Genomic DNA, 14,699 nt, shown 5'->3' on the forward strand with positions numbered 1-14,699 from the left:
TAATTGTATAAGGGGGATTTTTTGTGAAAAAGTCAAAAAAAATGCTAGCTGGAGCAACTCTTGCGATTGGTGTTATAGCACCGCAAGTAATGCCAGCAACAGCTCATGCAGATGAGAACACTGGGGAGAGTACAGTTAACTTACGAATTCTAGAAACATCAGATATTCACGTTAACTTAATGAATTACGATTATTATCAAACGAAAACAGATAATAAAGTAGGTCTCGTACAAACGGCAACACTCGTTAATAAAGCACGTGAAGAAGCGAAAAACTCTGTCCTATTTGATGATGGAGATGCATTACAAGGGACACCGCTTGGAGATTATGTAGCAAATAAAATAAAAGATCCGAAGAATCGTGTGGATCCTAGTTATACACATCCATTATATCGTGTAATGAATTTAATGAAGTATGACGTCATCTCTCTTGGGAATCATGAATTTAACTACGGTTTAGACTATTTAAACAAAGTGATTGAAAAAACGGATTTCCCGGTTATTAACTCGAATGTATATAAAGATGACCATGATGATAAGGAAGAGAACGATGAAAATTATTTTAAACCATATCATATTTTAAAGAAAGAAGTAGTGGATGAAGCAGGCCAAAAACAAATAGTGAAAATTGGTGTAATGGGATTTGTTCCACCACAAATCATGAACTGGGATAAAGCGAATTTAGAAGGAAAAGTAAAAGCGAAAGACATCGTCGCAACAGCAAAAATAATGGTGAAAAAAATGCAAGATGAGGGTGCAGATATTATCGTTGCATTGGCTCATTCAGGCGTCGATAAGAGCGAATATAAAGAAGCGAATAAAATGGAAAATGCATCATATCATTTAGCAACACAAGTTCCTGGCGTAGATGCAGTATTAATGGGACATTCACATACTGAAGTGCAGGATGTATTTAATGGTGTTCCAGTTGTAATGCCGGGTGTTTTTGGTAGTAACTTAGGTATTATTGATATGCAATTGAAAAAGGTAAACGGAAAATGGGAAGTGCAAAAAGATCAATCTAAGCCACAACTTCGCCCGATTGCTAATAGTAAAGGTACCCCATTAGTAGAATCTGATCAAAAATTAGTTAATGAAATTAAAGATGAACATGAAAAGACAATCGAATATGTAAATACACATGTAGGTGAAACGAAAGCACCAATTAATAGTTATTTTTCATTAGTACAAGATGATCCTTCCGTACAAATTGTGACCAATGCGCAAAAATGGTATGTAGAACAAGAACTTAAAAAACCAGAGTACGAAAAGATTAAAGATATTCCGGTTTTATCTGCAGGCGCACCATTTAAAGCAGGTGGCCGAAACGGTGCTACATATTATACGGATATTCCAGCTGGAACGTTAGCGATTAAAAACGTTGCAGATTTATATGTATATCCAAATACGTTATATGCTGTAAAAGTAAATGGGGCACAAGTGAAAGAATGGCTTGAAATGTCTGCAGGTCAGTTTAATCAAATTGATCCAAAGAAAACAGAAGAACAGCCGTTAGTAAATATAGGGTATCCTACATATAACTTTGATATTTTAGATGGCTTAAAATACGAAATTGATGTAACACAACCGGCGAAATACGATAAAGATGGAAAAGTTGTAAATGCAAATGCGAATCGTATTGTAAATATGACATATGAAGGTAAGCCAGTAGCTGACAAGCAAGAGTTCATCGTCGCTACAAATAACTATCGTGGAAGTAGCCAAACGTTCCCAGGTGTAAGTAAAGGGGAAGTTGTATACCAATCACAAGATGAAACACGTCAAATCATTGTGAAGTATATGCAAAAAATAAAAGATATTGATCCAGCAGCTGATCAAAATTGGACATTTAAACCGATTGTTGCAGATAAATTAAATACAACATTTGATTCTTCACCAAATGCACAAAAGTATATAAAGAAAGATGGAAAGATTTCATATGTTGGACCATCTGAAAATGAATTTGCGAAATATGCAATTGATATAACGAAGAAAAATGATGATAAAGAAACTGGTGAAGGAAACCCAACAACACCGCCAACAGGTGGTGGAGAAAATCCAACGACACCACCAAAAGGTGATGGAGAAAACCCAACAACACCGCCAACAGAAGAAGGTAATAATGGTAATGAACCAAAGCAAGATGGAAACAATACTGGATCTGGACAAACTACAACAGATGATCAAAATACAAAAGAAACAACAACTGTAAGTGAAAATAAAGAAGCTGAAAAAGATGAACGTGATTTACCGAAAACAGGTGCAAGTATTGCTTCTACAATTGGAGCTGGTCTTGCGTTTGTTGGAGCGGGATTACTTCTGTTATTTAGAAGAAAGAAAGCGAATAGATAGTCAAGAAATATAAAAAGGATTACCGATTTGGTAATCCTTTTTGTTATATTATGAAACTGGTACTGCTTTTTCTTTTTTCCATGAAAGACCGAATCCAGTAAAGCCGACAATAATGGTTACGACTGGACATGCTAAACAGAAGATTGCGTATGGCAGGTAATCGAATGTTGGAACGCTAAGAACGTTTGTTAAGAATACGCCACTTACACCCCATGGTACGAGTGGATTAATTACTGTACCAGCATCTTCTAATACTCGTGATAAATTACGACGTTCTAAACCGACTTCATCGTATTTATTAGCAAATGCTTGTCCTGTTAAAACGATGGATAAGTACTGCTCACCAAGTAAGAAGTTTACACCAATTGCAGTTGAAGCAGTAGAAATAATTAAGCGTGTACTAGTTTTTACGAAGCTAGAGATAATATTCATCAGCTGCGCTATAATACCCATTCCTTGTAATAATCCTCCCATACAAAGAGCTAGGAAAATAAGAGCAATTGACATCATCATACTTTGCAGGCCACCGCGAGATAATAAGCTGTCAATGTCTTTGATACCAGTTTTAGAAACGTAACCGTCTTGCATAATTTTTATTAAATCAGCTAAAGAAGTGCTAGGTTTAAAAATAAAGAGAATAATAATCCCTACCACAATTCCTGCAAGTAATGTTGGAACTGCGGGTACCTTTTTAAATGCGAATAGGAACAGTAATAAAATAGGAATCAGTGTAACGATAGAAATCGTTGCATTTTTTTCTAGTGTGTTAATAAATGCTGAGAAATCAACGTTTCCACCAGATCCGCTTCCTAAAATGAAAAATGCGATAAAAGCAATAATGAAAGCTGGCACTGTTGTCCAAAGCATGTTACGAATATGTTCAAATAAATCTACACCTGTTACAGCAGGCGCTAAGTTTGTTGTATCAGATAAAGGAGACATTTTATCTCCGAAGAATGCACCAGAAATAATTGCACCAGCAATAAGAGCTGGATCGTATCCAAGGGCAGTACCCATTCCCATAAAGGCAAGTCCTACAGTTGCAGCAGTTGTAAAAGCACTACCGATACTCGTTCCAACAATTGCACAAACAACAAAAACAGTTGGAACGAAAATTTTTGGAGATACAAGTTGGAAGCCGTATACCATTAAAGTGGGAATAGTTCCAGCTGCAATCCAAACGCTAATTAATACGCCTACAAGTAAGAAAATAAATATAGATGGAATACCAGCTGAAATACTACTAATCATCCCTTTCTCCATAGTAGACCAAGAGATTCTCTTCAGGAATCCAAATGCTAATAAAAGAACGATACCAAATAAAATTGGAATGTGTGGTGAAACTTCTAATTGAATAACACTAAAACCAATACAGAAAAAGATAAAAATTGTTAAAAGAACAGACTCAATTTTTGAAACCATTGTTTTCCCCTCCTAAGTAATGTGAAATAGCTCTTTTTTATATAAAATTCGCCAATATTGTATATTTCCTTCTAAAATTTAGAATTTTGTGACAAATTACCGGTAATTGTTAGTCCTTCTATATGATACGGAAATGATTGGATAAAAAAACGTCCCTGCATATAATTATGCAGGGACGAAGAAATCGCGGTACCACCCTAGCTTGTGAAATGAATGCGTCACAAAATAAAGGGTCATATGATATGCGCTTATAAAATAAAAAACGCCCCTGCAATATATGCAGGGACGAAAAATTCGCGGTACCACCCTAAATTGTGAAACAGTGTCGTTTCACCACTCTTTAGACATAACGGTCTATAACCGTCTTTCACTACTCCTCACGTTTCGTAAAAGAAGCTCCAGGGGGTAATTCATAATTCGCTCTGTACTGGTTCGCACCGACCACCAGCTCTCTGAAATCAGAAATCGAAATACTACTAAATCCTATCAACGCCGATTCATATGATGTTAGTTAAATTTTTATCATATTTTCATCTTACATGTCAATAAAAATATTAAATGTTTTTTTAGGGAAATAAAGGATAATTGTTTTTAATGCTGTAAAAATGTACGTTATAATGAATTTGAAAGGGGGAGGAAAGAGTGAAGAAAAAAATAATTCTTTTTACCACTTTATTAGTTATTGGAGGAAGTGCTGGAATTTACACAGTTTTTGCGGCTGAATCAGAGCAGTTGAAACAAAAGCAAATACAACAGTCAGAAGTGAAGAAAGTAAAAGAAATAGAAGAGAAGAAATCAATGGAAAAAGCAGCAGAAAAACTAGGAGTTTCTACTGAGGGGAAAACAAAAGAAGAGGTTACGAAAGAAGTAAATACCGCTAGATTTGAGAAGCGTCATGATTTATTAATTGAGCACGCTAAGCAACTTGGAATTGATACAGAGGGGAAAAAAGATGAAGAAATTATTTTAGAAATTGGAAAGATACAGCATGGAAAGTAGAACAACTTATCGTAGGATAAGTTGTTCTTTTTTAAGAACTATTTGATTTTAAAATAATTGACAGTCATTCGGATTTAATGTTAACTATATTTATAAACAAGTTAACATTAGGGGTGACAATTGTGACAATAAATAGTAGAACGATTGAAAAATCATCTTATACATATGAAGAATTAGCAGAGAAAAATAAAGCTTACGTATGGCACCCATTTACACAAATGAAAGATTATTTAGAAGAAGATCCTGTCATTATTGAACGTGGAGAGGGAAGAAAACTATACGATGTAAATGGTAATGAATATTGGGATGGTGTTTCATCTATATGGTTAAATGTTCACGGACATCAAGTACCGGAATTAGATGAAGCAATTCGTGAGCAATTAAATAAAATTGCTCATTCTACTATGTTAGGACTTGCTAACGTTCCATCTATTTTATTAGCAGAAAAAATTATTGAGGTTGTACCAGATGGATTGAAGAAGGTATTCTATTCTGATTCAGGTTCTACCGCTGTTGAAATTGCAATTAAGATGGCTTTCCAATATTGGCAGCATAAAGGGAAACCAATGAAACAAAGATTCGTTACATTAAAAGAAGCATATCACGGTGATACAATTGGAGCTGTTTCAGTAGGAGCAATAGACTTGTTTCACCAAGTGTATAGTTCGCTCTTATTTGATGCGATTAAAATGCCGTATCCATATACATATCGTTCTCCTTACGGAAATAATAAGGAGGAAATTGTAAAAATCCATTTAGAAGAAATGGAAGAATTGTTGAAAGAAAAGCATGAAGAAGTAGCTGCCATCATTGTAGAGCCATTAATGCAAGGTGCTGGCGGAATGATTACAATGCCAAAAGGATATTTAAAAGGACTGCGCGATTTATGTACAAAGTACAATGTATTATTTATTACAGATGAGGTAGCGACTGGATTTGGGCGTACAGGGAAAATGTTTGCGTGTGAACATGAAAATGTGACGCCAGACATTTTAACTGCTGGGAAAGGTTTAACAGGTGGATATTTACCAATTGCAGTTACGGTAACGACAGATGAAATATATAATGCCTTCTTAGGAGAATATGAAGAACAAAAAACATTTTTCCATGGACATAGCTACACAGGTAATCCGTTAGGGTGTGCCGTAGCAATCGCGAATCTAGAACTATATGAAAAAACAAATTTAATAGAAGAAGTGGCACGTAAAACGGATTATGTGACAGCGCAATTAGAAAAGCTCTTTGCGTATAAACATGTAGGTGATATTCGTCAGTGCGGATTAATGGTTGGTATTGAGCTTGTGAAGAATAAGGAAACGAAAGAAGCGTTTGACTGGACAGAAAGAGTCGGTGTTCAAGTATGTAAACGCTCAAGAGAGCTGGGTATGATTTTACGACCGCTAGGTAACACGATTGTATTTATGCCACCACTTGCTTCTACTTTTGAAGAGATTGATGATATGTTACGCATTTTATATAAGGCAATCTCGGATGTTACGGAGGGAGAATAATGAGTGGTTTTTTCATAACAGCAACTGATACTGAAGTTGGAAAAACAGTAGTTGCAGGTGCTATAGCAGGTGTATTTAGAGAATTAGGATATAACGTAGGGGTGTATAAACCGTTGCAAAGTGGGCATGTTGCATCAAACCCTGAGGGAGATGCGGCAAGGTTAAAAGCATTATCAGGTGTACCGACACCAGAAAATGAAATTTGCCCTTATTCTATTGAAGAACCACTTGCTCCGAGACTTGCCATGAAAAGAGCTGGAAGAGTAGTAAAGTTAAAAGAAATTACTGATTACTATAATGAACTATTAAAAGAGTTTAATAGCTTATTTGTAGAAGGAGCAGGTGGGCTTGCTGTCCCATATACAGAAGATGCTTTAGTAATTGATTTTGCAAAAGAATTACAGTTGCCTCTTATTGTAGTAGCTCGTCCTACATTAGGAACAGTAAATCATACAGTGTTAACGATTGCTTACGCAAAGGCGCATGGTTTAACCGTAGCGGGTGTCATTTTATCAGGTTGCAAAGAATGTGAAATGGAAAGAGTGCAAGAAAATAAAGAGATGATTGAAGAGCTGAGCGGGGTACCAGTTTTAGGATTATTGCCATTCTTTGCAGGTGAGTTTACGAAAGAAGAAGTATTAGAATCTGCAAAAGAACATATTATGATTTCAAAATTAGAGGAGTTTATCCAAAATGAATCAAACGTGGCGGGCGCACCTTCAATCTAAATTACAACAATTACATGAGCAAGGGCAGTATCGTGATTTATATGTAACAGAGAAGGCAGAAGAGACTTGGCTTATTCGAGATAAAAAAAGGATGTTAAATTTAGCGTCAAATAATTATTTAGGGTTAGCTGGAGATGAAAGGTTAAAAGAAGCTGCTATTGCCTGTACAAAAAGATATGGAACTGGAGCGACTGCCTCTCGTCTCGTTGTAGGAAATCATCCATTATATGAAGAGGTTGAGAGAAGCATATGTGACTGGAAAGGTACTGAAAGAGCTTTAATTGTAAATAGTGGATATACGGCAAATATAGGTGCCATATCTTCTTTAGCCTCTCGGAACGATATTGTTTTTAGTGATAAGTTAAATCACGCAAGTATTGTTGATGGAATCATATTAAGCGGGGCAGAGCATAAAAGGTATCGTCATAATGATTTGGATCATTTAGAGAAGTTGTTGAAAATGGCTTCGCCTGAAAAAAGGAAATTAATCGTAACAGATACCGTTTTTAGTATGGATGGTGATACTGCGTATTTGAGAGATTTAGTACAGCTGAAAGAGAAATACGGGGCAATCATTATAGTCGATGAAGCACATGCGAGTGGAATATATGGAATCGGCGGAGCTGGGTTATCTCATATAGAAAAAAATCTTGCTCAAAAAATTGATATACATATGGGGACGTTTAGCAAGGCTTTAGGGTGTTATGGTGCGTATTTGACAGGTGATGAAATTTATATAGAGTATTTACAAAATATGATGAGAAGCTTTATTTTTACTACAGCTTTACCACCAAGTACGTTAGGAGCGGTGCAAAAAGCAATTGAAATTGTAAAAGAAGATAACGAAAGAAGAGAGAACCTTATAGCAAACGGAGAATACTTCAGAACTAAATTAAGGGATGCTGGTTTTGATATTGGGAATAGTTCAACTCATATTGTACCGATTGTAGTCGGTTCAAATGAACATGCTTTACGGTTTAGTAAAAGGTTGCAAGAGGCAGGGATTGCGGCTATTGCAATTCGTCCGCCAACTGTGCCGGTTCATAGTTCTCGAATTCGCTTTGCAGTTACATCGCAACATACAATAGCTGATTTAAAATGGGCTATTGACCGAATTATCCACATTGCGAAAGAAGAGGAGCTTTTCGTATGAATGAGCTAAAGATTATTTTTATCCCCGGATGGGGAATGGAAGAGAATATTTGGGATTTAGTACTTCCGTATTTTAAAGGATATTCTGTTCAATGCATAGATTGGCGTAATGTGAAAGAACGAAGTGAATTTGCGGAACGAATTATAGATGTAGCGCATAATGACAACGTAATATTGGTTGGATGGTCACTAGGAGCGTTAGCAGCAGTTGAAGCTTATAAAAAGATTCAGGCAAAAGGCATCGTATTAATTGGTGGTACTGCTAAATTTACAAATACGAGCGATTACAGTAACGGATGGAATGCTTTGCATGTAGAACGGCTGAAAAGGAATTTGGCGAGAAGGAAAGAAGATACGCTCAAGCGGTTTTATGAAAATATGTTTACGAAAGATGAGCTAAAAGAGAATAAAAACTTTGAAGACATTGTAGACCGTTTTAAAGGTGATTCTATTCAGTCTTTACAACTAGGTTTGGATTATTTAATAGAAACAGATATGAGAGAAGAACTAAAAGAAATTAAAGTACCTATACTACTTATTCACGGAGAACAGGATGTAATATGCCCATTGTCTGCGGCACGTAGTATGACGGAAAATAGCAGCAGCGAGCTGAAAGTAGTAAGTGAAGCAGGGCATGCATTATGTGTGGCGAATTTTGAATATTGCGCAAATGAGATAATTCAATTTGTAGAGGGGATACGACATGATCAACAAAACGTTACTACAAAAACGGTTTAATGGGGCAGCCGTATCTTACGATCGATATGCAAATGTACAAAAAAAGATGGCACATTCATTACTTTCAATCTTAAAGGAACGATATAGTGAAACGGCATCAATACGTATTTTAGAACTGGGATGCGGGACGGGGTATGTAACAGAGCAATTATCAAAGTTATTTCCGAAAGCACATATTACAGCAGTTGATTTTGCTGAAAGTATGATTGCGATTGCGCAAACTAGACAAAATGTAAAAAATGTAACGTTTCACTGTGAAGATATTGAGCGATTACGATTAGAAGAATCATATGATGTCATTATTTCAAATGCTACATTTCAATGGTTAAATAATTTACAACAAGTGTTAAGAAATTTATTTCAACATTTGTCTATAGATGGGATATTACTCTTTTCAACGTTTGGACATGAAACGTTTCAAGAATTGCATGCTTCGTTCCAACGTGCGAAAGAAGAAAGAAATATAAAAAATGAAACATCGATTGGTCAACGTTTTTATTCAAAAGATCAGTTGCTTCATATATGTAAGATAGAAACAGGGGATGTGCATGTTTCTGAAACATGTTACATAGAGAGTTTTACAGAAGTTAAGGAGTTTCTGCATTCTATTCGAAAAGTAGGAGCAACTAATAGCAATGAAGGATCATATTGTCAAAGTCCCTCACTCTTTCGTGCAATGCTTCGCATATACGAAAGAGACTTCACGGAAAATGAAGGGATAATGGCGACGTATCACGCTTTATTTATGCATATAACAAAAGAGGGGAAGAGATGAAATGAAACAAGTACAAACAAAAAGGGATTGGAAAAAACTTGCATATGACGTAATAGAAGAGAAAATGATTACGAAAGAGGATGCAATAGCGATATTAGAAGCTGATGAAACAGAAGTTTTAGAAATTATGAATGCTGCTTACATTATTCGCCATCATCACTTTGGTAAGAAAGTAAAATTAAATATGATTATTAATACGAAATCTGGATTATGTCCTGAAGATTGCGGATATTGTTCACAGTCTATTATTTCAGAGGCGCCGATTGATAAATATGCTTGGCTAACGCAGGAAAAGATTGTAGAAGGGGCACATGAAGCAATTCGTCGTAAAGCGGGTACATATTGTATTGTAGCATCTGGTCGTCGCCCGACAGATAAAGAGGTAAATCACGTAATTGGAGCAGTTAAGGAGATTCGTGAAACGACAGATTTGAAGATTTGTTGTTGTTTAGGGTTCTTAAACGAAGATCAAGCAGGACGTTTAGCCGAAGCGGGTGTACATCGTTATAACCACAACTTAAATACACATGCGAATAATTACGAAAGCATTTGCTCTACTCATACGTATGACGATCGTGTTGATACAGTTCAAAAAGCGAAACAAGCCGGTATTTCACCATGTTCTGGGGCGATCTTTGGAATGGGAGAGACAATAGAAGAGCGAGCTGAAATTGCATTCGAATTACAACGTATAGATGCAGATTCAATTCCATGTAATTTCCTTGTTGCTGTAAAGGGTACGCCGCTTGAAGGACAAAAAGAGTTAACACCAGTAGAATGTTTAAAAGTGCTGGCGATGATGCGCTTTGTAAACCCAACGAAAGAAATTCGTATTTCAGGAGGGCGTGAAATCAATTTACGTTCTGTACAGCCAATCGGTTTATTTGCAGCAAACTCTATTTTTGTTGGAGACTACTTAACGACAGCTGGACAAGAACCGACTGCAGACTGGGGTATGATTGAAGATTTAGGATTTGAGATTGAAGAGTGTGCACTATAAGATAGAAAAAAGCAAACTTGTAAAAGAGTTTGCTTTTTTTTGTAAATAAAATGTAATAAATAGTTGTGAACGTTTGATACTAGTGGCTTTTGAGCGGAAAAAAGAATTTTGGTGGACGAATTTTCCAAGCACCAATTGTACATAGTAAATATGTAATTTATATTGGGTTGGAGGATTTTACATGCACAAATATATATTAGCGATTATGACTTGTCTCATTTTACTAAAAGCAATAAGTGCTGATCCAGTTAAGGCCGCCGAAAATCCTGAACAAAAAGAGATGCAACAACGAATTGAACAACATTTTCGAACGAAAGCTGAACATTTTGGTTTGAAAACAGAAGGGAAAGATTTAAAGGAAGTACGAAAAGAAATTACTATTATAGAAGAAGCGAAGAAAAGAGAGAATGTATGGAGAACAGCACAAACGCTTCGTATACAAACAGAAGGAAAAACAATGGATGAATTAATAAAAGATGTACGGAAAAAAGTGAAGAAATAAAAAAGAGGCCGCAGCCTCTTTTTTATTTTTTTATGCCCATTGTTTTGATAAGTGAGCCATTTCAATCGCAGCAACGGCAGATTCATAGCCTTTATTACCAGCTTTCGTGCCCGCGCGTTCAATTGCTTGCTCAATCGTTTCAGTCGTTAATACACCGAAAATAACGGGGATGTCTGTTTGTAGTGATAAAGATGCAACACCTTTTGCTACTTCATTACAAACGTAATCGTAATGTGTTGTAGCACCGCGAATTACAGTGCCTAACGTAATAACAGCATCATATTTCCCGCTATTAGCCATCTTTTTAGCGATTAAAGGAATTTCAAATGCGCCAGGAACCCAAGCAACATCGATATCAGTTTCTTCTACACCGTGACGCTTTAATCCGTCTAAAGCGCCGCCAAGTAACTTACTTGTAATAAATTCATTAAAGCGTCCAACAACAACCCCAACTTTTAATCCTGTACCAACTAAATGACCTTCGAATACCATAATAAATCTCTCCTTTAATTATAAGTTTAGTAAATGTCCTAATTTGTTTACTTTCGTTTGTAAATACGCTTTATTCTCTTCTTTTGCTGGCATTTGCAACGGTACGCGCTCGATTACTTCTAAATCGTAACCTTGTAAGCCAGCAATTTTTCTTGGATTATTCGTTAACAATCGTAAATGTTGTAAACCTAAATCTTTTAATATTTGAGCGCCAATACCGTAATCCCGCAAATCAGCAGGGAAGCCAAGCTTTTCATTTGCTTCTACAGTATCGAAGCCTTCTTCTTGTAACTTATAAGCGCGAAGCTTATTAAGAAGCCCAATGCCTCGTCCTTCTTGTCTCATATAAAGAAGAACGCCTTTTCCTTCACGCTCAATTTGAGCAAGTGCAGCATGGAGTTGTGGTCCGCAATCGCAGCGGCACGAGCCAAATACATCTCCTGTTAAGCACTCTGAATGAACGCGAACAAGTACAGGCTCTCCTGTTGAAATATCACCTTTTACGAGTGCGATATGCTCTTTCGTATCTAATGAATTAGAATAGCCAATTGCATGGAAAGTACCGAAATCTGTAGGTAATGTAATTTCCACTTCTCGCGTCACTAATGTTTCATGGTGGCGGCGATAAGCAATTAAATCTTCTATTGTAATCATTTTTATATCAAATTGTTTTGCACACTGTATTAAATCAGGTACGCGTGCCATCGTACCGTCCTCATTAATAATTTCGCAAATGACGCCAGCTGGTTCTGCTCCGCAAAGCTGTGCTAAATCGACAGCAGCTTCTGTATGACCAGCACGGCGCAGGACACCACCTTCTTTCGCAATTAATGGAAAGATATGTCCAGGACGATTGAAATCAGCACCTTTTGATGCGGGGTTTAACAATTCTTGTATCGTAGTTGCACGTTCGTGCGCGCTAATCCCTGTTGTTGTAGAAACATGATCAATGCTCACTGTAAATGCAGTATGATGCGAATCTGTATTATGAGCTACCATTGGTTCTAATTGTAGACGTTCTGCGTACCCTTCTGTAATTGGTACACAAACGAGACCACGTCCATGTGTAATCATAAAATTAATTGTTTCTGGCGTAATATACTCTGCTAAAGCGATAAAATCGCCTTCATTTTCACGGTTTTCATCATCACATACGATCACGACTTTTCCTTGTTTTAAATCTTCTAGAGCTTCTTCAATACGATGAAACATAATGCTTCCCCCTTATAGAAATCCGTTTTCTTGTAAAAAGCTTTCGGTCATTGAACCTGTTCGTTTTACTGGTTTAGAAATAAAGCGTTCGATATATTTACCAATCATGTCACACTCAATGTTTACGATGTCACCGGCATTCTTTTCTCCAATAACAGATTCACTTACTGTGTGCGGGATGAGTGAAATTGTAATGGAAGATTCGTCTATATCAAATATTGTTAAACTCGTTCCATCAACAGCAACGGACCCTTTATGCAAACAATAGCGTAGCAATTCATCAGAAATAGCTATTTTGTAATAGACGGCATTATAGTGTTGTTTTTTGTTTAATATCGTTCCGATGCCATCGATATGTCCTGAAACGAAATGTCCACCGAATCGTCCGTTTGCAGCCATTGCTCGCTCTAAATTTACTTTAGAGTGTGATTTGAGCAGGCGAAGTGATGTTGATTGCATCGTTTCGGGCATTGCATCAACTGTAAATGAAGTAGGTGTAAAGCTTGTTACAGTTAAGCAAATACCGTTAACCGCGATACTATCACCTAAGTGAACATCTGATAAAATTTTATTGGCATGAATCGTTAACTTCATCGCTTCGCCGCTTTGTTGCATGTTTGCAATCGTTCCTAATTCTTCTACAATTCCTGTAAACATTCCGTCACCTCACTTCGAGCATTTGCAACAATTTTTATATCATCGCCAATTTGTTTCATCTCTTGAATTTTCAAGGAAAGTGCATCTTGTAATGTTGAAAAACCATTTCCACCAAATAAAGTAGGGGCATTACTTCCACCAATTAATTTGGGACTTATATAAGTTACAATTTCATTGAAATGCTTTGTTTGTAAGAAGCTTGCATGAACTGTTTGCCCACCTTCGACGAAAAGAGAAAGAATTTGTTTTTCGCCGAGTAGGTGTAAAACATCCTGTATTTTAATTTGCTTCGTTTTTATTTGGAATATAGCTATATTTTCAGATTCATAAGAAGCTATTTTCTCTGGATTTACATCCTTACCAACTATAATCCATGTCGGTGCTAAACCATCTGTTATGACATGAGAAGATGGTGGCGTTCGTAAATGGGTATCTAAAATAACGCGTATAGGATTTTGCCCCCCGTTAGGAATTCTTGTTGTTAAATGCGGATTATCAGCTATAACTGTATTCACTCCAACAAGAATTGCATCATGTGTATGACGATATTGATGAACATCAGCCCGTGCTTCTTCACCTGTAATCCATTTACTTTCACCAGTTACAGTTGCTGTTTTTCCATCTAAGCTCATCGCTGTTTTTATTGTTACAAATGGGCGTTTCGTTTTCATGTAGTGAAAAAAGTAACGATTTAATAAAACCGCTTCTGCTTCAAGAACACCGGTAGTTACTTCGATGCCAGCTTCTTCTAATCTCCGTTTTCCATTACCAGAAACGAGAGGATTGCAATCAAGAGTAGCAATTACCACCCGTTTAACTCCTTTTTTTAACAGTAAATCACAGCAAGGTGGTGTTTTTCCAAAATGGCTACATGGTTCAAGTGTTACATACACGGTAGCTCCTTTTGCTTTTTCACCAGCCATATGAAGAGCATGAACTTCGGCGTGTTCTTCACCAGCACGTAAATGGGCTCCCATACCGACGATGTTTCCGTCTTTTACAACAACAGCACCAACCATAGGATTTGGACTTGTTTGCCCGGATGTTCCTTCTGCTAATTGCAGGGCAATCCTCATATATTCTTGATCTGTCATTTTCTTCACCTCTCCTAAAAAAATCAAAAAACCCCAAGGATTTTATATCCTTGGGGTTTGGGAGAC

At 36.7% G+C, this 14,699-nt stretch carries 14 protein-coding genes and 1 other annotated feature; of the genes, 9 read left to right on the top strand and 5 right to left on the bottom strand.

Annotated elements, in window-relative coordinates; genetic code table 11:
- Positions 1-23: 23 nt before the first annotated feature.
- On the top strand, positions 24-2,351 hold the full coding sequence (gene cpdB / locus BLT20_RS06665) for a bifunctional 2',3'-cyclic-nucleotide 2'-phosphodiesterase/3'-nucleotidase (RefSeq protein ID WP_061685103.1): 2,328 nt from the start codon (positions 24-26) through the stop codon (positions 2,349-2,351).
- 48 nt (positions 2,352-2,399) lie between these two features.
- Here cpdB and nhaC read toward each other — a convergent pair whose 3' ends face one another.
- Positions 2,400-3,773, bottom strand: a complete 1,374-nt coding sequence (nhaC, locus tag BLT20_RS06670) for a Na+/H+ antiporter NhaC (RefSeq protein WP_000253736.1) — start codon at positions 3,771-3,773, stop codon at positions 2,400-2,402.
- A gap of 278 nt (positions 3,774-4,051) precedes the next feature.
- Positions 4,052-4,272, bottom strand: a binding site (T-box leader).
- Between the two features lie 143 nt (positions 4,273-4,415).
- Between nhaC and BLT20_RS06680 the strand changes: the two genes are divergently transcribed.
- The 8 genes from BLT20_RS06680 (at position 4,416) to BLT20_RS06715 (ending at position 11,178) form a co-directional block, all read left to right on the top strand.
- Complete coding sequence (locus BLT20_RS06680; RefSeq protein WP_000726905.1) at positions 4,416-4,772, top strand: hypothetical protein; 357 nt, start codon at positions 4,416-4,418, stop codon at positions 4,770-4,772.
- A gap of 77 nt (positions 4,773-4,849) precedes the next feature.
- Positions 4,850-6,283, top strand: a complete 1,434-nt coding sequence (gene bioA / locus BLT20_RS06685) for an adenosylmethionine--8-amino-7-oxononanoate transaminase (RefSeq protein WP_002026289.1) — start codon at positions 4,850-4,852, stop codon at positions 6,281-6,283.
- Positions 6,283-7,011, top strand: a complete 729-nt coding sequence (bioD, locus tag BLT20_RS06690) for a dethiobiotin synthase (RefSeq protein ID WP_000012470.1) — start codon at positions 6,283-6,285, stop codon at positions 7,009-7,011. Before bioA ends, bioD begins: the two co-directional genes overlap by 1 nt.
- Complete coding sequence (bioF, locus tag BLT20_RS06695; RefSeq protein ID WP_001077295.1) at positions 6,977-8,164, top strand: 8-amino-7-oxononanoate synthase; 1,188 nt, start codon at positions 6,977-6,979, stop codon at positions 8,162-8,164. Before bioD ends, bioF begins: the two co-directional genes overlap by 35 nt.
- A complete protein-coding gene (locus BLT20_RS06700; RefSeq protein WP_001004169.1) occupies positions 8,161-8,901 on the top strand; it encodes an alpha/beta fold hydrolase in 741 nt (246 codons plus the stop codon). Before bioF ends, BLT20_RS06700 begins: the two co-directional genes overlap by 4 nt.
- Positions 8,867-9,676 carry a malonyl-ACP O-methyltransferase BioC gene (gene bioC / locus BLT20_RS06705; RefSeq protein WP_000608910.1) on the top strand — a complete coding sequence of 270 codons (810 nt, stop codon included), beginning with the start codon at positions 8,867-8,869 and terminating at the stop codon, positions 9,674-9,676. The genes BLT20_RS06700 and bioC overlap by 35 nt, the downstream gene beginning before the upstream one ends.
- 1 nt (position 9,677) lies before the next feature.
- Positions 9,678-10,676 (top strand): biotin synthase, encoded by a 999-nt coding sequence (gene bioB, locus BLT20_RS06710; RefSeq protein WP_000815840.1) that lies wholly within the window; start codon positions 9,678-9,680, stop codon positions 10,674-10,676.
- A 181-nt stretch (positions 10,677-10,857) separates the two neighbouring features.
- On the top strand, positions 10,858-11,178 hold the full coding sequence (locus BLT20_RS06715) for a hypothetical protein (RefSeq protein WP_000549778.1): 321 nt from the start codon (positions 10,858-10,860) through the stop codon (positions 11,176-11,178).
- 30 nt (positions 11,179-11,208) lie between these two features.
- On the opposite strand, the gene ribH is transcribed toward BLT20_RS06715, so the two are convergent.
- From ribH to ribD, 4 genes are read right to left on the bottom strand one after another with little or no spacing between them, the layout of a single operon-like run.
- Positions 11,209-11,670 carry a 6,7-dimethyl-8-ribityllumazine synthase gene (ribH, locus tag BLT20_RS06720; RefSeq protein ID WP_000230900.1) on the bottom strand — a complete coding sequence of 154 codons (462 nt, stop codon included), beginning with the start codon at positions 11,668-11,670 and terminating at the stop codon, positions 11,209-11,211.
- Between the two features lie 18 nt (positions 11,671-11,688).
- Positions 11,689-12,882, bottom strand: a complete 1,194-nt coding sequence (ribBA, locus tag BLT20_RS06725; protein ID WP_000468990.1) for a bifunctional 3,4-dihydroxy-2-butanone 4-phosphate synthase/GTP cyclohydrolase II — start codon at positions 12,880-12,882, stop codon at positions 11,689-11,691.
- Positions 12,883-12,894: 12 nt separating this feature from the next.
- Positions 12,895-13,539, bottom strand: coding sequence for a riboflavin synthase subunit alpha (gene ribE, locus BLT20_RS06730; protein ID WP_000493913.1), 645 nt, complete (start codon positions 13,537-13,539; stop codon positions 12,895-12,897).
- Positions 13,521-14,633: a bifunctional diaminohydroxyphosphoribosylaminopyrimidine deaminase/5-amino-6-(5-phosphoribosylamino)uracil reductase RibD gene (gene ribD, locus BLT20_RS06735; protein ID WP_000131977.1), complete on the bottom strand. Its 1,113-nt coding sequence runs from the start codon at positions 14,631-14,633 to the stop codon at positions 13,521-13,523. The genes ribE and ribD overlap by 19 nt, the downstream gene beginning before the upstream one ends.
- Positions 14,634-14,699 lie beyond the last annotated feature (66 nt).

Origin of the sequence: Bacillus sp. cl96 (assembly GCF_900100505.1) — a bacterium.
Classification (GTDB): domain Bacteria; phylum Bacillota; class Bacilli; order Bacillales; family Bacillaceae_G; genus Bacillus_A; species Bacillus_A cereus.